A 16744-nucleotide genomic window follows, 5' to 3' on the forward strand; every position below is an offset into this window, starting at 1 on the left:
GGCACGGGGACACGACGCGGCAGACCGACAGCGCCCGTCACGGGTCGCTGCCGGTCTGCGGTGGACGGTGGGCGGCTCGGTGGTCAGACCGCCTGGGTCTCCCGGGCCTCCCGGGCGCGGCGCGCCTCGGTGTGGGGGAAGACGTGGCGGTTGTCGACGCTCCACCGGATGGACTCGTCACCGCGCGCGGTGGAGCCCGAGAAGCGCGGGGCGACCTGCTCGGCCAGCAGCGCGTAGCTCTGCTTCGTCTTCTCGAAGGACGCCCAGTTCATGGCGTAGACGAGGAACGTGCCGAAGCCGCCGGTCTGCTCCTGGAGCCGCTCGATCGCGGCGACGGCGTCCTCGGGGGAGCCGACGATCGCCAGGCCCTGCTCCACCCCCGCCTCCAGCTCCTGGGAGGACGTGACGCCCTGCATGCTCGCGGCGACGTCGAAGCCGGCGGCCCTGCCCCAGTAGCCCCACAGCCACTCGGAGAAGCCCTGCCGCACGTCCTGGTAGGCCTGCTCCCGCGTCTCGGCGATGTACAGCGGTACGACGACCCGCCACTTGGCCCGGTCCATCGTGTTGCCGTGCTCCTCGGCGGACTCCTCGGCGTAGCGCCACTGCTGGGCCAGGTCCACGGCCGGCAGTCCGGGCGGCGGGGCGCCCCAGGACACCAGGCTCAGCCCGAACTGCCCGGCCACCTTGGGGCTGTTGGGGGTGCCGATGCTGGAGATGGCCATCTCGATGCCCGGCTTGCTGTAGCGGGGCAGCTGCATCTTGGCGTCCTGGAGCACGAACCAGTCGGTCTTGGCGCTCACCCGCTCCTCGCCGTTGACCAGTTCCCGCACGGCGGGGATCGCCTCGCTCGCCATGCGCTTGAGGTCGTCCTGCGCCACCCCGAACTGGTGCGAGTCGTTCGGGGTGGCGCCGGGGCCGACGCCGAGGATGTAGCGGCCCCGGGTGAGGTGGTCGAGCATCAGGGCCCGGGTCGCGACGTTGTAGGGGTGGTGGAAGGGCAGCGGCACGACGCCGTTGGCCAGCTTGATCTGCCGGGTCCGCTCGGCGGCGGCCGCGATGATCGTCTCGGGGGCGCCGATCGTCGGCCAGGCCAGGGAGTGGTGCTCGCCGAACCAGCACTCGTCGTAGTTCAGCTCGTCGAGGTGCTCGACGAGCTGGAGGTCACGCCGAATGGTCAGGTGGGGGTCCTGACCCGGGGCGTGGAGGGGGGAAAGGAACACTCCGATTCCGCTGTGCACGGTGCTCTCCTTGCCGTGAACGGGGGCAGCCAAGGGGGAGGGGGGAACGGGGGCGTCGCCCGGAGGCGGACGGAGGTGGACGACGCCGGCGGTGGGCCTGCGGGCGGCCGGTCCGCTACGCGGTCTGCGGCAGACCGGCGATCTTGAGGACCTGCTCGATCCGCTCCTCAAGACTTCCCGTGACGATGTGCAGCGGGACGTCGAGCGTCTTGACGATCTCCAGCATCAGCTCGTCGGACAGGGTGCGGAAGCGCTCGCTGATCGGGTCGACGCCCTTGGGCAGCGGGAACTCCACCGGGCAGTGGATGATCACGTCGTAGTTCGCCGTGGCGTGCTCCTTGCCCAGCAGGGCGAGCTGGTCCACGACCTCCTCGTAGGGGCTGGTCGAGGCGTGCACGTCGGCGAGCGTGACCGACGGCTCGGGGTAACGGCCCACGGCGAGCCGCACCTTGCTGTAGACCCACTCGTGGAGCGCCGAGCCGTCCGAGAGGAAGCCGTCCTGGAGCCGGGCCTCGTCGACGGCGCGCTCCGTGAAGCGGCGCACCGCGAGCTGGATCAGCTCGGGCTCGTTGGTCTCCTCCAGCGCCTTGGGGGTGCCGCCGGCCGGGTCGCGCATGGCGCTGCCGTGGACCCGCTCCAGACCGAGCCGCTCGGACAGTTCGGTGGTGAGGGTCGTCTTGCCGTTTCCGTAGGCGCCGACGAATGCGATTCTCACGTGGTCTCTCTCCTTCTTCTGCGATGCGCTCTGCGACGCGCTCTGGGACGCGCTCTGCGATGCGGCGGTGCCGGGGTGGTGACGCGCTTCCGCGCGGCGCGGCCTACGCGGCGACGTCGGCCAGCCGCTCCAGCTCGTTGCGGGTGTCGATCTTGGAGTACTCGTCCTCGGCCCGGTCGATGGCCTCTTCGATGCTCATGACGGGCGTGAACCCGAAAATGTCGACGATCTTGGCCAGCCGCTCCGGAATGGTTCCGCCGACCACGTGCACCGGGATTTCCAGTTCCTCCAGCGTCTTCAGCAGGAGTTCCTCCGCGAGCTGCCGGAAGCGCTCGTTCACCGGGCGGTGGCCGTCCTCGACGATGGGGAATTCGATCGGCAGGTGCACGAATGCGTCGTACGACTGCTTGGTGTGCTGCTTCGCGGGAATGGCGATCTGCTTCATCACCTCGGCGTAGAACCGGACCTCGTCGGTCATCTCGACGTTGTCGAGGTCCACGGACTCGTTCGGGTTGATGCCGACCTTGACGCGCACGGTCGCGTAGGACCACTCGTGCAGGGCGGACCCGTCCGAGATGAATCCGTTCGGCAGGTGGCTCTCAGCGACCGCCCGGCCCTGGATCCGCCGTGTGATCAGCATGATCAGCTCGGCGCCGTTGCACTCCTCCAGGGTCTTGCCGGGGAGCGAGACGGGCAGCAGCTCGCGCATGGTGGGGGCGGAGGTGCGCGGAATGCCGGTGAGATGCGCGAGCGCCATGCTGGTGAGCGTCTTGCCGACGGAATAGGTACCGGAAATGGACAGATTCATCTCTGTCTCCTCGTGGGAATTCGGGTCGGGGTGAGCGGGACAGAAGAATCATGGCAACAGTCGCCGGAATGACCCAGACTCCAAATTCAACAGCGTCGGCGAGCCCATCACCACAAACACGATTGCTGTCACCAACAAGCAGCCGGGCCGGACTGTGGCCGGGCCGGAGCCGGAAAAGGGGGAAGCCGCGGTGGCGTGGAGCCACCGCGGCTTCCCGGGTGTGGGTGCGCTGTGCCCGGTGTCAGCCGGCGACCGTTCCGGTCCGCCCCACGTGGGGGAGGGGTGCCCGGTCCGGGACGATGCTGGTGATCAGCGTGGTGAAGGCGGTCTGCCCGTCCTGGACGCCGCTGATCCGCCGGCGCCGCCGGCCCGGCCCGTCCGTACCGGGGTCGTCCGTACCGGGGTCGTCCGTGACGGGGTCGTCCGTGACGATGGCGCACGGCAGGTCGAACTCGACGTAGCGGTGGAAGACGGTGTCGAGTTCCACCGGGACGGCCGGCCGTGGGGCCGCGTCGGCGTGGGCGGCCTGGATCACGGCCTCCAGCAGGACCATGCCGGGTATGTGGTCGTGGGGGTGGTCGAAGAGGATGCGGTGACTGGTGTCGCTGCGCAGGGCCCAGCGGCGCGGTGTGCCGCCCGGACCGGCGCCGGTGTCCGGGCCCGCGGAGGTGTCCGGGGCGAGCGTCACGTCCCGTGCGTCGGTACGGCCCACCAGCGCGGGGTCGACGGCGGGCCCCGGCGGCAGGGCGCGGGCGAAGGCCGCCCGGGCGTCGGCGCGAGCGCCGCGCAGTCTGTCGTAGAGGGCCGGTGGATAGGCGGTGTAGCCGATGTGGGCGGTGCCGAGCGGCAGTCCGTTCCGGGTGGCATGCACCCGGGCGGTGAGCCGGCACACGCCCGACTTGCGGCGTACGACGTCGTCGTGGGTGATCGTCAGCTGGACGACGGACGGGTCCGGGCCGGTGGCCAGGGCCTCCGGCGAGGCCGAGCAGGTCAGCCTCTCCCAGCCCATGCGGTAGCCGCGGGGGACGCCGAGTCCGAGATGACTCGCCACGGCCAGGGCCTGGCGGACGCTCTCGATGAAGAACAGCAGCCCGTGCCGCTGCGGAGTGGTGGTGTAGAACGGGTGGTGCGCGGGCCATTCGACGGTCACCGCGTGGGTGCGATCGGTCACCGGGTGCCAGTCGGCGACCAGTACTTCGGTGAGGTCGACCTTGCCTGCGTACTGCTTGACGTCGGAGGCAGAGGAGCGGGATGAAACGATTCTCTGCCTGGTGGGCGTAGCCATCGGAGTCCCCCGAACAAGGTGTCGGCGCGAGGTTGCGCAAAGGTGGGTGACAGCGTGGTGCCTGCCGGAGCCACGTCGTAAGATAGAGATAGTTCTTTTTTTTGTCGAGGGTGACTTCGGAGGGCTGGTCGATGGCTGAACTCACGGGCAAGCGGGAGGTCAAGCAGGAGCGTGCGGTGCGCACCCGCGCGCTCGTCGCGCGTGCCGCCGCCGAAGTGTTCGCGGAGAGCGGGTTCGCCGGCGCGAGCGTCACCAAGATCACGCAGCGGGCCGGGCTGACGCTCGGGGCGATGTACTTCCACTTCGAGAACAAGGAGGCCCTGGCCCGGGAGATCGTACGCAGCCAGCCGGACCGCGTGACACCGCCGCACGAGTCCCGGGGCCTCCAGCACGCGATCGATATCACCTTGACATGGGCACACAAGCTCCTTGACGATCCCTTCCTGCTGGCCGGCGCTCGCCTCGTCATGGAGCAGGACCTGTTCATCGGTCCGGAGGAGAACTCGCACCAGCAGTGGACCGAGGTGATGGCGCAGGACCTGGCCCTCGCCCAGAAGGAGCGTGAAGTTCGCGCCAGCGTCGACGTGAACGCGGTGGCACGCCTGGTCGTCAACGCGTGCACCGGCGCACAGATGCATGCCCACCTGGAGAGCGGTCGTCGGGACCTGCCCCAGCGAGTGACGGAGATGTGGAACGTGCTGCTGCCCACCATCGCCACCCCGAGCGCGCTGAACCGCATGCGACTCGACGAGTCGCGCGGGAAGTCCGCGTGAGGGCGCCGGGTGCGCCCGCCCCGTCGCGCACCGGCGAACCCGCCACCGGGACCGCCGGCCCGGGGATCGTCGTCACCGGTGCCACCGGAGCCGTCGGACGTCACGTGGCGCGGCTCCTCGCGGAGCGCGCGGGGGTACGGCACAGCCTGTTCGTACGGGACCCCGGCAAGGCCGCGGCGCTCGGACTGCCCGGCCCGGCCGTCCGGGGCGACTACACGGACCCGGAGTCGCTGCGCCGCGCGCTCGACGGCGCCGACGCCGTCTTCGTGGTCACGGCGAACCCGCTGCGGCCGGAGGACGACGAGCGCCTCCTGGCCGCCGCCCGCGCCGGTGGGGTGCGGCACGCAGTGAAGCTCTCCTGGTGCGGGGTCGCCGACCCGGGCGCCGACGACCTGGTCGCCCGCTGGAACCGGCGGAGCGAGGAAGTGCTGCGCGACAGCGGGCTGTCCTGGACCGTCCTGCGCATCCGCACGCCGATGTCGAACGCGCTCGCCTGGGCGCCGTCCATCCGTGACCGGGGCGTCGTACGGGCCTTCGGCGGCGCGGCACGCACGGCCTGTGTCGACCCCAGGGACGTCGCCACGGCGGCGGTGGCCGCACTGACGGACCCTCAGCACGTGGGCCGGACCTACGCCTTGGCCGGCCCGGAGGCGCTCTCGCCGCGTGAGCAGACCGGTGTCCTCGCCGAAGTCCTCGGCAGGCACCTGGTGTTCGAGGAGATCACGGAGGAAGACGCCCGCGCCGGCTGGAGCCGCCGGTACGGCGAGCGGATCGCCGACGCCCTGGTGTCCGGCGCACGGCGGCGGGCCGGGGGAGCGGCCGCCGCGTGCGACGACGGCACGCTGGCGCGGCTGCTCGGAGGACCACCGCGGACCTTCGGGGAATGGGCCACCGATCACGTCCGGGAGTTCGTCTGACTCGGGCATGACGGGGAGGGACCGGTTCGGCGGGGACCGAACCGGCTGTCCGGAGACAACGGGGAGGGGAACAACGTGTTCACGGGCAAGACGGTCATGATCACGGGGGCGTCCAGCGGCATCGGCGCCGCGACGGCCCGCCACCTCGCGGCGCAGGGGGCGGCGGTCGTCCTCATGGCGCGGCGCGAGGAGAAGCTGGAGAAGCTGGCGGCGGAGATCGGTGCGGAGGGGGGCCGGGCGCTGCCGTGCCCGGGGGACGTCACCTCGGCGGAGGACGTGCGCCGCGTCGTCGACACCGCCGTCTCCTCGTTCGGTTCCCTGGACGCGGCGTTCAACAACGCCGGCTGGGGGACGGCGGGCGTGCGGCTGCACGAGCTGCCCGACGACGTCTACGACCAGATCATGGACGTCAATGTGCGCGGCGGGTGGAACTGCATGCGCTACCAGATCCCGGCGATGCTGGCCCACCAGGGCGGCACCATCCTCAACACCTCCAGCACGGCGGGGCAGTTCGCCACCGGTGCCGCGGCCCCGTACGTCGCCGCCAAGCACGCGCTGATCGGTCTGACGAGGGCGGCCGCGGCCGAGTACGGCGACCAGGGCATCCGGATCAACGCCCTGGTCGTCGGCACCACCCGGACGGAACTGATGGAGGCGGTGATCGAGCGGCACCCCGAGGTGGAGACCCAGGGCGTCTCGCGCGCCATCCAGCGGCGCATGGCCGACCCCCTGGAGATCGCCCGGGCCGCCGCCTGGCTCCTCAGCGACCAGTCGTCCTTCGTCACCGGCGCGGCCGTCCCCGTGGACGGAGGTTGCAGCGCGGTCTGACGGACCCGACCCCGGCTCGTCCGACGAGTGACGTGCAACGAGCGTCCCGCGAACGGCGGTTGACCGGCCGATGACCGGACGACGGCCGTGCGCGGGGCGCCGGCCGACTGCGGTCGCGGTGGGCGGACCGCCGGGGTGCGGGTGCCGGGTGCCGGGCGACAGGTGCCGGGCGACAGGTGCCGGGGGACCGGGGGACGGAGGACCGGGGACGGGTGCCGGGTGCCGGGTGCCAGGTATCGGGTGCGGCGGGCAGCGTGGCGTTGTCGGGTACCGGATGTCCGTCAGGAGGCTCGGTGTCCCGTGTCCCTCACCGGGCTTGGAAGCAGGGCGGTGGTGACCGGGTCGGCGGGTGGCCGTGGCGGCATCGTGTCCGGCGCGTCAGCCGGCCGTTCAGACCGCGCCGTTCAGGCCGTGCCGTCCCCCGGCTGTGCCGAGTCCACCGCGGTGCCGATCAGGCCGGTCAACAGGACGGCCCAGACCGCGTTCAGCTGGGACAGGTGGGAGGCGCAGCCCTCGGTGGGCTGGGGGGAGTCCAGCACGCCCAGGACCAGGTACCGCAGGAGCAGCGCCACGATCTCGGGGTCGACGCCGGTGCGCAGTTCCTTCTCCCGGCTCGCCCGGTCCAGCAGGTCGCGCACGTCGGGCAGCCAGGAGTCGGTCCAGTCCGCCGGCCCGGGCGCCCGTTCCCGGGTCAGCCGGCCGGCGGCCCGCACGGTCGGCTCCTCGCACAACAGGGCCGCCACGGCGTGCGCGATGCGGATGACGCGTTGCAGGAGCGGGTAGCCGGATTCCTCCGCGGGCTCCGCGCCGGTGCGGGCCACCGCCTCGCGGGTGATCTCGGACCCCCGGGCGTGCACGGCTTCCGCCAGGGCCGGTTTGGTGGGGAAGTGGAAGGTGAGGGCGCCCATGGTGACGCCCGCGGACCTGCTGACGCGCTGGAGCGACGTACCGCTGTACCCCTGGAGGGAGAACTCTCTGGCGGCAGCCTCCAGCAGACGCCCTCGCGTCCGCTCGGCCCGCTCCTGACTGACCATGCTCCCCGGCCTCCGCACGTTCGGTGGGCTGTTCCCGCGGCTGCGGAGACCCGCACACCCGTCGAACAATGATAGCGCTCGTTATCTTTATGCCTGGTACGTCCGCCCGCAACCCCATGGTCAGCAAGGTGGCGCGAACCGGGCGGGTCGGACCCCCTCGCTCGATGGTCAAGGATGAGTAAAAATAAAAAATATTACTCTCTTCAGGCGGCAAGAAAAATAACGGTACCTATTATGTTGTGAGCGCACCGAGACGGGGGGCGCGAACGTTGTACACGGAGGAGGGGCACCATGATGACTGGTACTGGATCTCCGGCATCCGGCGTCGCGTTGTCAGTGATCCGCCGCAAGCGCCGGGAGGCGGTGCCCGTCCCACGGCGGGACGCCGTCCAGGCTCCGGCGGCCAAGCCGGCCGACCTGAGGTTCGCCGAACTCGGCAGCTTCCTGGCGGCCCGGCGTGCGGAGGTCACTCCGGAGCAGGTCGGACTGCCGGGCGGCGGATCCCGCCGGCTGAGCGGTCTGCGCCGTGAGGAGGTGGCCATGCTGGCGGGTATCGGGGCGTCCTGGTACGCGTGGATCGAGCAGGGGAGGGCCAAGAACGTCTCCCCGGAGATCCTCGCGGCCATCGCCGGTGTCCTGCGGCTGGACGAGGCGCAGTGTCTGTACGTGATGCGGCTGGCGGGCTACACCGCGCCGCGCCGCCCCCGAGCCGGCGTGGAGGACGACGACCCGCTCGGCGCGGAGATCGTCGACGACTTCCTGCCCAGCCCGGCGTACTTCCTCGACCGCTACTGGGACGTCACGGCCGCCAACACCGCCGCCGAGCGTCTGCTGGGCGTGGAAGGAGGAGACGCCAACTACCTGGAGATGCTCTTCCTCGACCAGGGCGCCCGGAGCCGGTTCCCCCTGTGGGAGCGGGACGCGGCCGACGCGGTGGCCCGGTTCCGCACGCAGAGCGGTGAGTTCCTGGGTGATCCCCGGCTCGCCTCCCTCGTGCGCCGCCTGCGGGAACGCAGCCCGTTCTTCGCCGACCTGTGGGACCAGCACCGCATCAGCGACGGCTCGGGCATCACCCAGGTGGTGCGGCATCCGGGGCTGGGGCAGGTGTCCCTGAACCAGGTCTGTCTCGACCTGTCCTGCCGCCCCGGTCGTCAGCTGATCCTGCTCCGGCCGGACTCGGGCGGTGACGCCGAACGGATCGGCAACTGGATCCGGGAGGTGTCACCGGCCTTCACCGTCTCCACGGTGCCTGCCTGACCGGTCGGCCGAGCGGCTGTCGCCGGTGGTGCCCGCCCGGGCGCCGGTGCGCGGTCGCTCAGTCGGCCGCCCGGGCCAGCAGGTCGCGCAGGGTCGTCTGCTCCTCGTCGGTGAGCCGCCCGATCGGCGAGTCCACCTGGAGCTGCTTGACGACCTTCCTGCGCAGCGCGGCCCCCTCGGGTGTCAGGTGCAGCAGCTTGGCGCGCCGGTCGGTCGGGTGCGGCCGGCGCTCCAGCAGGCCCATGGCCTCCAGCCGGTCCGCGACGAACGTCGCGTTCGACGCCTCGCAGTGCATCCGCCGGGCCAGCTCGCGCAAGGTCCGCGGCTCGGGCAGCTCGCGCAGGGCGACCGCCTGCGCCGAGGTGAGGCCGAACCGGTCGGAGACCTGCCGGGTGTGCCGTTCGATCGCCTGTGACAGGGCGTTGACCAGGCTGCACACGTCGCCGTCTGCGAGCCGGCCGGGGGTGTTCGAGTGCGCCATGTCGTCATCGTACCCGGCGGCTTCGCACACCCGGCCGGTCAGATCGTGCGAGTTGGAAACATTTGAACTCGGCCTTCCCTTGCGGAGGTCGCCAACCAAGCCCTAGCTTCGGACTCGGATAGTTCGAGCTAGTAGTATCCGAGCTAGAAGTATCGCTGGCTCGGTGGCCCGCCGGACGGAAGCACCGTCCGGTCCGGCCCGTCCCTTCCCTGCCTTCCGCTCTAATCAGAGAGGTACACAGAGCCATGACTTCGTCTGGTTCCGCGCGTCACAAAGGGCTCATCCTGGCGGCCCTGGCGCTGGCCCAGCTGATCATCGCCCTGGACTACAGCATCGTGTTCGTCGCCCTTCCGGACATCGGTTCCGGCGTGGGCTTCTCGGACCAGCAGCTCCAGTGGGTGATCGGCGCGTACGCCGTCGCGTTCGGCGGCTTCCTGCTGCTCGGCGGTCGCATGTCCGACCTGCTCGGCCGGCGCCGGATGTTCCTGACCGGCCTGGCGCTCTACGCGCTCGCCTCCGTGCTCGGAGGACTGGCCTCGGACCCCTGGGTCCTGGTCGCCGCCCGAGCGGTGCAGGGCATCGGCGGCGCCTTCCTCGCGCCGGCCACCCTGTCCCTGCTCACCAGCAACTTCGAGGAGGGGCCCGAGCGCAACCGTGCCCTGGGCGTGTGGGGCGCCACCGGCAGCAGCGGCATGGTGGTCGGCTCGCTGCTGGGCGGTGTGCTGACGCAGGCGTTCGGCTGGGCCGCGGTGTTCTTCGTCAACGTCCCCCTCGCCCTGGGCGTCGCCCTGCTCGGACTCCAGGCGATCCCCGCCGACCGGCCGACCGAGCGCCGTCAGGGCTTCGACCTGCCCGGCGGCATCACCGTCACCGGCGGTGCCCTGCTGCTGGTCTTCGGTCTGGTGCAGGGTCCGGAGATCGGCTGGGCCGCGCCCGTCACCCTGGTCAGCTTCGTCGCCGCGGCGGCCCTGATCGTCGGCTTCGTCGTCATCGAGTCGCGCACCGCCGACCCGCTGGTGCCGCTGCGGGTGTTCTCCTTCCGCAGCCTGCGCCTCGGCTCCATGATCACGTTCGCGTTCATGGCGACCTTCGGGGCGAGCGCGTACTTCATCACGCTCGCGCTGCAGACCGTGCGCGGCTGGAGCGCCCTGGCCACCGGCCTGGCCTTCATCCTGCCGTGCGCCTGCATCCTGGTCGGCACCGTGATCGGCGGCAGGATGTCCACCGCGATCGGCGTGCGCAGCACCCTGGCCCTCGGCCTGGTCGTCGGCGCGATCGGTACGGCCGTGTTCGCCGCCTTCCTCGGCAACGGCTCGACGTACGCGCAGATGGTCCCCGGCATCGTGATCTTCAGCATCGCGCAGGGCGTCATCTGGACCGCCATGTTCTCCGCGGCGACCACGGGCGTCGAGGAGAAGCTCCAGGGCCTGGCGTCCGGCCTGGCCACCAGCGGCCAGCAGGTCGGTGCCGCCGTCGGCCTGGCCGTGCTGGTCGCCGTCTCCAACGCGGTCAGCGGCTCCGACCCGGCCCCTGCCGAGCTGTCCGACGGGCTCCAGGCGGCCACCTTCACCTCGGCCGTGCTGATCCTGCTCACCGTCGGCCTGGCGCTGGCCCTGCCGAAGCCGGCCGCGGCCGTCAAGGAGACGCCGGTACCGGCCGAGACCCCCGTCCGGGCCAACGAGGCGGTCTGACGGTCCGCCCGGGGAGGCCGGACACCGGTTCCGGCCTCCCCGGGCGGCCCCGACGACGTCACCCACCGAAGGATCACCATGCCGCTCCCCACGGGGCTCAACTCACCGCTCGGCGCGCTGCGTTCACTGCGCCTGGGCGACCACACCGTCACGGTCGTCCCCGACGGCGCGGTGCAACTGCACCCGCGGCGCTGGCTGCCCGACTCGACGGACCGCGACTGGACGGACGAGCACGCCGGCCTCCTGGACGACCAGGGCTACCTCGCGACGTCCGTGGCAAGCCTGCTCGTGGAGCACGACGGCCGGGCCCTGCTCCTCGACGCCGGGTTCGGGCCGCACGACATCCCGGCCGAGGACACCATCGACACCATCGGCGCCCTCCACGGCGGACGGCTCCCCGACGCCCTCGCACGGGCCGGCCGTGACCCCGCCGACATCGACGCCGTCGCCTTCACACACCTGCACGACGACCACATCGGATGGGCGTTCCGGCCCGGCCCGGACCGTCCCACCCCGTTCGCGCGGGCCACGCTGCTGGCCTCCGCGGACGAATGGGCCGACTGGCCGGCGCCCCCGGAGGCCGCCGGCCCCCCGGTGACCCCGGGGCAGGAGATCTTCCCCGGCGTCACCGCATGGCCCGCCCCCGGACACACGCGCGGCCACACGGCGTACGTCCTCTCGGCCGGCGGACGGCGGCTGATCGCGTTCGGCGACGTCTTCCACAGCCCCGCCCAACTCGCCCGACCCGACTGGCGGGTGTCGATGGACGCCCTGCCGGAGCAGGCGGTGCGCACACGGCAGGAGATGCTGGCCGAGCTGGCGCGCCCGGACACCCTGGCCTTCGCCAACCACTTCGCGCGGGGACAGCTCGGACGCGTCGCGCACGGCGAGGGCGGGGCGCGCTGGGAGCCGCTGTCCGAAGGAACCGCATAACGCGTCCCGGCCCGGAATGCGGGCCCGGCACCGGGTAATTCCCGTGCCGGGCCCGCTTTTTCGCGTATGAGGTGGTGAAGTGCCGCGGGCGAACGTGTTGGTGCGGGCGGCAGCATCTTCGGTGATGGCGTCGGGGAAGCCGGTGACATTGAAGTCTGGGGCCGGAAGGCCGCCGGTGAAATGATTCCTGACACGAGCCGGAACATCGCCGCGGACGGTGCCCAGGGAACCGGCGGAACCCAGGCCGACTCGCCCGGCGGCAGGCCGGAACGGCCCACGGCGTCTTCCTCCGCGTGCCGGCCGAATTCCCGTCCGGCCGAGGACGGCCGGCTGGTCGAAGGAAATGTGAGCGGAGCCCCGGAAAGCGGGTGGAGGACATCTCGGCGCGCGGCCGGCCCATTCGCCCCCAGACCTCAGGAGCGTACCGACCCATGAACCGCACGCGAGTCGCCTTCTTCGACGTGGACGGCACCCTGACCACGTCCGGCAGCATGTTCCGCCTCCTCGCCTTCTACCTCGCCGCCATGGGCCACCCGCCGCGGGTGTACGAGGAGCGGCGCCGCGAGCTGAAGGCCATGGCCGCGATCGGCTGCCCGAGGGAGGCCACCAACCGGGCCTACTTCAGCGGACTTCAGGGTGTGGACGCCGCCGTGCTCGCCGGCGTGGCGGACGCGTGGTTCGCGGCCGAGCTGTCCACCGGCGGCTACTACCACGAGCCGGCCCTGGCCGCGCTGCGCCGCCACCAGGAGCGGGGCGACCACGTCGTCCTGGTGTCCGGGTCGTTCCCGGCGCCGCTCCGGCCGATCGCCGCCGACCTGGACGTCGAGGAAGTCTGGTGCACCGAGCCCGAGATCGTCCACGGGCGCCACACCGGCGACCTCAAGGGCCCGCCGATGCTCGGCGCCACCAAGGCCGAGGCCGTCCGGACCGTCCTCGCCCGGCGCGGCGCCACCCCGGACGACTGCGTCGCGTACGGCGACCACGTCTCCGACGTGCCGATGTTCAAGGCCGTCGGCTCCGCCGTGGTCGTCGGCGGCGACGAGCGGCTGCGCACCTCGGCGCGCGCCCACGGGTGGCGCCTGCTGCCCGGCACCCTCCCCCCGCCCGCGCTGCCGCTGCCGCGGACCGGCCCCGGTGCCGCACGGGCCCGACCGGCCTTCCACTCCCCTCACTCGTCCTTCGCCCCCACCACACCCACCCGCTACGAGATGCCGGAGACCGCATGACTGCCTGGTTCTTCGAACGGATGCACAGCTTCGGTGACGCCGACGCGATGGTCTTCGACGGCCGGAGCCACAGCTACGCCCAGTTGCTGACACTGACCGACCGGTGGAAGGCCTTCCTCGACGCGCGGCAGGTGCGGCCCGGACAGGTCGTCGCCCTGGAAGGGGCCGGCAGCGTCGAGGTCTGCGCCGGGCTGCTCGCCCTGATCGACCGCGGCGCCGTCGTCGTACCCCTGACCCGGCTGCCCCCGGCCAAGCGGTCCGAGTTCCTGGACATCGCCGAGGTCGAGGCCGTCGTCACCGTCGACGCCCTGGGCGGCCGGCACCGGTTCGAGGCCACCGGCCGCACGGCCGACCACGAACTGTACGGCCGGCTGCGCGCGGCGCGGACCCCCGGCCTGGTGCTGTTCAGCTCCGGCACCACCGGCCGCAGCAAGGCGACGGTCCTGGACTTCGCCAAGGTGCTGGGCAAGTACGGCGAGGCCCGCAAACCCAAGCGGACCCTCGGCTTTCTGAACCTGGACCACATCGGCGGCATCAACACGCTGCTGCACACGCTCAGCCAGGGCGGAGCGCTCGTCACCATCGACGACCGCACCCCCGACACCGTGTGCGCCGCGATCGCCGCCCACCGGATCCAGGTGCTGCCCACCACGCCCACGTTCCTGAACATGCTGCTCATCTCGCGCGCCTACACACGCCATGACCTCAGCACCCTCCAACTGATCACCTACGGCACCGAGCCGATGCCGCTCGGCGTGCTCCAGCGGCTCGACGCGACGCTGCCCGGCGTCCGTCTGAAGCAGACCTACGGCCTGTCCGAGCTGGGCATCCTGTCCACCCGGTCCCGCGACAACGACAGCCTCTGGGTGAAGCTCGGCGGCGAGGGCTTCGAGTACCAGATCCGCGACGGCGTCCTGTGGATCCGCTCCGACATGGCCATGCTCGGCTACCTCAACGCGCCCGCGCCCTTCGACGAGGAGGGGTACTTCAACACCCAGGACGCGGTGGAGACCGACGGCGACTACGTCCGCATCCTCGGCCGCAAGTCCGAGATCATCAACGTGGCCGGGGAGAAGGTCTACCCCAGCGAGGTCGAGAACGTCCTGCTGGAGATGGACATCATCGCCGACGCCACGGTCTCCGGCCGGCACAGCCACATCACCGGCCAGGTGGTGCAGGCCACGGTGAAGCTCACCGAGCCGGCGGACCCGCGGGAGGTGGCCCGCCGCGTCCGCACGTACTGCAGCCGGCGGCTGGAGGCCTACAAGGTGCCGCTGCTGGTCGAGGTCACCGACGACGACCAGCACTCCGACCGCTTCAAGAAGATCCGGAGCGCGGCGTGAACCCGGCCACCGGCCCCGCCGGGCCCGCGCCCGGCGGCCCCGACGACCGCGGCGCCCCCGTCGCCGTCGTCAGCGGCGGCAGCCGGGGACTGGGCCGGGTCCTGGTCGAACGGCTCCTCGCCGACGGCCGGCGCGTGGCCACCTTCAGCCGCAGATCCAACGAGTTCACCGAGGCGATGGCCGGCAAGCACCCGGACTCCTTCCACTGGGCCGCCGCCGACCTGACGGACTTCGCCGGGCTGCGGGAGTTCGCCCGCGACAGCGCGCGCCGCTTCGGCCGGATCGACCTGCTGGTCAACAACGCGGGCGTGCTCCACCAGGAGCTCTTCCTGACCGGTGCCCCGGCCCGCATGAACGACCTGGTCGGCGCGAACCTCCTGGCTCCCATGCACCTGGCCCAGGCCTGCGCCCGCGTCATGACGCGCACGGGCGGCGGCACCATCGTCAACGTCTCGTCCATCAACGCCATCCGCGGCTACCGGGGCGTCGCCGTGTACGCCGCGGCCAAGGCCGGCCTCGAAGGGCTCGGCCGCGCCCTGGCCCGCGAACTCGGCCCCCTGGGCATCCGGGTCAACACCGTCACGCCCGGCTTCTTCGACAGCGACATGACCGCGGACGTCACCTCGCGCAACCGCGAGAAGATCCAGCACCGCACCCCGCTGGGCCGCCTGGGAACCGTGGAGGAGATCGCCGAGGCGGTCCTCTTCCTCGCCTCGCCCGGGGCCCGGTTCATCACCGGACACACCCTTGTCATCGATGGAGGCATCACATGCTGAACAACACGCGGACGTCCGACATCAGGGCAGCCGTCCAGCGCGAGATCGACAGCGTCCTGCTCGACGAGGAGGGCGGCACCGGCTACTCCCTGGACGACCCGCTGCTGACGGCCGGTCTCAACTCCCTGCTGCTGGCCCAGCTGTTGCTCCAGCTGGAGGCCGAACTGGGCGTCGACCCGTTCGGCGAGGACCGCTCGATCACCGACGTCCGCACCGTCGGCGAGCTCATCGACGTCTACGAAGAGGCGATACGCGCCGCCTCGGCGGGGGTGTGACCGTGGGAACCGGCCGGCAGCTGTCGCTCACGTCCATCGACGACTACCTCGGCCCGAGCGAGACCCGGTTCTTCTCCCGCGGCTACCAGCGCGCCGGATACCGGGTCAGGGACGTCGTCGTCACCCCGGCCGACGCCCCCGACGCGGGCGTGCGGGCCACGGTGGACGTCACCTATCCCGCCGACTGGTCCCGCAAGAAGGACGGCACCGACCTGCGGCCCCACCTGAGCACCGTCGACGCGCTCGTCCTCGGCGTCCAGCTCGCCGAACTCCACCTCGCCCACGGCTACGGACTCGACGGCGCCGCCCGCACCCGGATGCGGCTGCGCAAGGTCGTCCTGCGGGCCGGCGGCGCGCCCCAGGAGGAGCTGACGGACATCCCGCTCGCGACCCGCCTGGTGCGGACCGAGGAGCTCCCCGGACCGTCCGCCCGGCACCTGTCCGTGCACGACTGCACCGTCGGCAATCTGCGCGTGCGGTGCGAGATCGAACACGGCATCGCCACCCGCACCGTGGAGGAGGCGCGCCACGAGAGCCTGGAGAAGGCGCTCGGCCCCGGTACGGAACGCTTCTGGGGCGAGGGGTTCAAGAACCGGCGGCACTTCGTCCGTGACGTCCGCGTCGACCTCGACGCCCTCGCCGCCCGGGCCGACGTGCACTTCGCGCCGGAGCCGGACGCCGGCCGGGAGGGGATCGAGGGCGACACCCAGCCGTCCGTCTCCCTCATCGACGCCTTCGTGGTCAACCTCCAGCTCGTCCAGGTCCTGATGTACGAGCTGGACTCGATCAGCCGGGCCGAGAGCAACACCCTGTGGATGATGCAGACGGTCCTGGAAGCGCCCGAGGACGGCGCCCCGGTGCCCGACCGCCCGGACACGCCGGTCGTCGCCGAGGCCGCCCTCACCGGCAAGCGGCTGCTGCCCCTGCGCGGCGGCATCTGGCGCAGCGTCGAGATCAAGGCGGGCCTGGCCGGCGTCCGGCTGCGCTGCGGCTTCGCCCACGAACTGCCCGCGCAGGCCGCCGCGACCGCGGCCTGACGCGCGGCGGCACCCCCCGGACGCGGGGGGGGGGGGGGGGGGGGGGGGGGCGCGGCCCCCCCCCCCCCCCCCCCCCCCGGCCCCCCGCCCCCCCCGGGGGGGAGGACGCCACGCGGGGGGGGGGGCC

The 16744-nt window shown here is 72.0% G+C and carries 17 protein-coding genes; 11 read left to right on the forward strand and 6 right to left on the reverse strand.

Features of this window, described 5'->3' with window-relative positions; translation table 11 throughout:
- Positions 1 to 83 precede the first annotated feature (83 nt).
- The 4 genes from ACH4LD_RS02630 to ACH4LD_RS02645 all read right to left on the reverse strand — a co-directional run bounded on the left by ACH4LD_RS02630 (position 84) and on the right by ACH4LD_RS02645 (position 4046).
- Positions 84 to 1238 carry an LLM class flavin-dependent oxidoreductase gene (locus ACH4LD_RS02630; RefSeq protein ID WP_398053344.1) on the reverse strand — a complete coding sequence of 385 codons (1155 nt, stop codon included), beginning with the start codon at positions 1236 to 1238 and terminating at the stop codon, positions 84 to 86.
- Positions 1239 to 1353: 115 nt separating this feature from the next.
- Entirely contained in the window at positions 1354 to 1953 is a 600-nt protein-coding gene (locus ACH4LD_RS02635; protein ID WP_398053345.1) for an ATP-binding protein, read from the reverse strand.
- 103 nt (positions 1954 to 2056) lie between these two features.
- Complete coding sequence (locus ACH4LD_RS02640) at positions 2057 to 2761, reverse strand: AAA family ATPase (protein WP_132783549.1); 705 nt, start codon at positions 2759 to 2761, stop codon at positions 2057 to 2059.
- A 241-nt stretch (positions 2762 to 3002) separates the two neighbouring features.
- Positions 3003 to 4046, reverse strand: coding sequence for a ScbA/BarX family gamma-butyrolactone biosynthesis protein (locus ACH4LD_RS02645; RefSeq protein ID WP_398053346.1), 1044 nt, complete (start codon positions 4044 to 4046; stop codon positions 3003 to 3005).
- A gap of 131 nt (positions 4047 to 4177) precedes the next feature.
- On the opposite strand from ACH4LD_RS02645, the gene ACH4LD_RS02650 reads away from it, so the two are divergent.
- The 3 genes from ACH4LD_RS02650 (at position 4178) to ACH4LD_RS02660 (ending at position 6564) form a co-directional block, all read left to right on the forward strand.
- Positions 4178 to 4819, forward strand: coding sequence for a ScbR family autoregulator-binding transcription factor (locus ACH4LD_RS02650; RefSeq protein WP_398053347.1), 642 nt, complete (start codon positions 4178 to 4180; stop codon positions 4817 to 4819).
- On the forward strand, positions 4816 to 5736 hold the full coding sequence (locus ACH4LD_RS02655; protein WP_398053348.1) for an NAD(P)H-binding protein: 921 nt from the start codon (positions 4816 to 4818) through the stop codon (positions 5734 to 5736). Before ACH4LD_RS02650 ends, ACH4LD_RS02655 begins: the two co-directional genes overlap by 4 nt.
- Positions 5737 to 5811: 75 nt before the next feature.
- Positions 5812 to 6564, forward strand: a complete 753-nt coding sequence (locus tag ACH4LD_RS02660) for an SDR family oxidoreductase (RefSeq protein WP_132783552.1) — start codon at positions 5812 to 5814, stop codon at positions 6562 to 6564.
- 404 nt (positions 6565 to 6968) lie between these two features.
- Here ACH4LD_RS02660 and ACH4LD_RS02665 read toward each other — a convergent pair whose 3' ends face one another.
- Positions 6969 to 7598 carry a TetR family transcriptional regulator gene (locus ACH4LD_RS02665; RefSeq protein WP_398053349.1) on the reverse strand — a complete coding sequence of 210 codons (630 nt, stop codon included), beginning with the start codon at positions 7596 to 7598 and terminating at the stop codon, positions 6969 to 6971.
- 291 nt (positions 7599 to 7889) lie between these two features.
- Here ACH4LD_RS02665 and ACH4LD_RS02670 point away from each other — a divergent pair, with 291 nt between their 5' ends.
- Positions 7890 to 8855, forward strand: a complete 966-nt coding sequence (locus tag ACH4LD_RS02670) for a helix-turn-helix domain-containing protein (protein ID WP_258055536.1) — start codon at positions 7890 to 7892, stop codon at positions 8853 to 8855.
- A gap of 58 nt (positions 8856 to 8913) precedes the next feature.
- Here ACH4LD_RS02670 and ACH4LD_RS02675 read toward each other — a convergent pair whose 3' ends face one another.
- Complete coding sequence (locus ACH4LD_RS02675) at positions 8914 to 9336, reverse strand: MarR family winged helix-turn-helix transcriptional regulator (RefSeq protein ID WP_030657095.1); 423 nt, start codon at positions 9334 to 9336, stop codon at positions 8914 to 8916.
- A 245-nt stretch (positions 9337 to 9581) separates the two neighbouring features.
- On the opposite strand from ACH4LD_RS02675, the gene ACH4LD_RS02680 reads away from it, so the two are divergent.
- The 7 genes from ACH4LD_RS02680 (at position 9582) to ACH4LD_RS02710 (ending at position 16617) form a co-directional block, all read left to right on the forward strand.
- On the forward strand, positions 9582 to 11027 hold the full coding sequence (locus ACH4LD_RS02680) for an MFS transporter (protein WP_132783554.1): 1446 nt from the start codon (positions 9582 to 9584) through the stop codon (positions 11025 to 11027).
- A 78-nt stretch (positions 11028 to 11105) separates the two neighbouring features.
- Positions 11106 to 11960 carry an MBL fold metallo-hydrolase gene (locus ACH4LD_RS02685; RefSeq protein WP_398053350.1) on the forward strand — a complete coding sequence of 285 codons (855 nt, stop codon included), beginning with the start codon at positions 11106 to 11108 and terminating at the stop codon, positions 11958 to 11960.
- Positions 11961 to 12391: 431 nt separating this feature from the next.
- Positions 12392 to 13186: an HAD family hydrolase gene (locus tag ACH4LD_RS02690; protein ID WP_398053351.1), complete on the forward strand. Its 795-nt coding sequence runs from the start codon at positions 12392 to 12394 to the stop codon at positions 13184 to 13186.
- Complete coding sequence (locus ACH4LD_RS02695) at positions 13183 to 14529, forward strand: class I adenylate-forming enzyme family protein (protein WP_398053352.1); 1347 nt, start codon at positions 13183 to 13185, stop codon at positions 14527 to 14529. Before ACH4LD_RS02690 ends, ACH4LD_RS02695 begins: the two co-directional genes overlap by 4 nt.
- A complete protein-coding gene (locus tag ACH4LD_RS02700; RefSeq protein WP_398053353.1) occupies positions 14526 to 15305 on the forward strand; it encodes an SDR family NAD(P)-dependent oxidoreductase in 780 nt (259 codons plus the stop codon). The genes ACH4LD_RS02695 and ACH4LD_RS02700 overlap by 4 nt, the downstream gene beginning before the upstream one ends.
- Positions 15299 to 15580 (forward strand): phosphopantetheine-binding protein, encoded by a 282-nt coding sequence (locus tag ACH4LD_RS02705; protein ID WP_103810811.1) that lies wholly within the window; start codon positions 15299 to 15301, stop codon positions 15578 to 15580. Before ACH4LD_RS02700 ends, ACH4LD_RS02705 begins: the two co-directional genes overlap by 7 nt.
- A complete protein-coding gene (locus ACH4LD_RS02710) occupies positions 15577 to 16617 on the forward strand; it encodes an AvrD family protein (protein WP_398053354.1) in 1041 nt (346 codons plus the stop codon). The genes ACH4LD_RS02705 and ACH4LD_RS02710 overlap by 4 nt, the downstream gene beginning before the upstream one ends.
- Positions 16618 to 16744 lie beyond the last annotated feature (127 nt).

This window comes from Streptomyces sp. NPDC017676 (genome assembly GCF_044329325.1).
Taxonomy (GTDB): domain Bacteria; phylum Actinomycetota; class Actinomycetes; order Streptomycetales; family Streptomycetaceae; genus Streptomyces.

What these genes read in the sequence shown, in the direction of transcription:
- ACH4LD_RS02685 (WP_398053350.1), top strand. Translation starts at nt 11,106, where the DNA reads ATGCCGCTCCCCACGGGGCTCAACTCACCGCTCGGCGCGCTGCGTTCA.
- ACH4LD_RS02675 (WP_030657095.1), bottom strand. Translation starts at nt 9,336, where the DNA reads ATGGCGCACTCGAACACCCCCGGCCGGCTCGCAGACGGCGACGTGTGC.
- ACH4LD_RS02670 (WP_258055536.1), top strand. Translation starts at nt 7,890, where the DNA reads ATGATGACTGGTACTGGATCTCCGGCATCCGGCGTCGCGTTGTCAGTG.
- ACH4LD_RS02705 (WP_103810811.1), top strand. Translation starts at nt 15,299, where the DNA reads ATGCTGAACAACACGCGGACGTCCGACATCAGGGCAGCCGTCCAGCGC.
- ACH4LD_RS02690 (WP_398053351.1), top strand. Translation starts at nt 12,392, where the DNA reads ATGAACCGCACGCGAGTCGCCTTCTTCGACGTGGACGGCACCCTGACC.
- ACH4LD_RS02665 (WP_398053349.1), bottom strand. Translation starts at nt 7,598, where the DNA reads ATGGTCAGTCAGGAGCGGGCCGAGCGGACGCGAGGGCGTCTGCTGGAG.
- ACH4LD_RS02640 (WP_132783549.1), bottom strand. Translation starts at nt 2,761, where the DNA reads ATGAATCTGTCCATTTCCGGTACCTATTCCGTCGGCAAGACGCTCACC.
- ACH4LD_RS02650 (WP_398053347.1), top strand. Translation starts at nt 4,178, where the DNA reads ATGGCTGAACTCACGGGCAAGCGGGAGGTCAAGCAGGAGCGTGCGGTG.
- ACH4LD_RS02680 (WP_132783554.1), top strand. Translation starts at nt 9,582, where the DNA reads ATGACTTCGTCTGGTTCCGCGCGTCACAAAGGGCTCATCCTGGCGGCC.
- ACH4LD_RS02695 (WP_398053352.1), top strand. Translation starts at nt 13,183, where the DNA reads ATGACTGCCTGGTTCTTCGAACGGATGCACAGCTTCGGTGACGCCGAC.
- ACH4LD_RS02645 (WP_398053346.1), bottom strand. Translation starts at nt 4,046, where the DNA reads ATGGCTACGCCCACCAGGCAGAGAATCGTTTCATCCCGCTCCTCTGCC.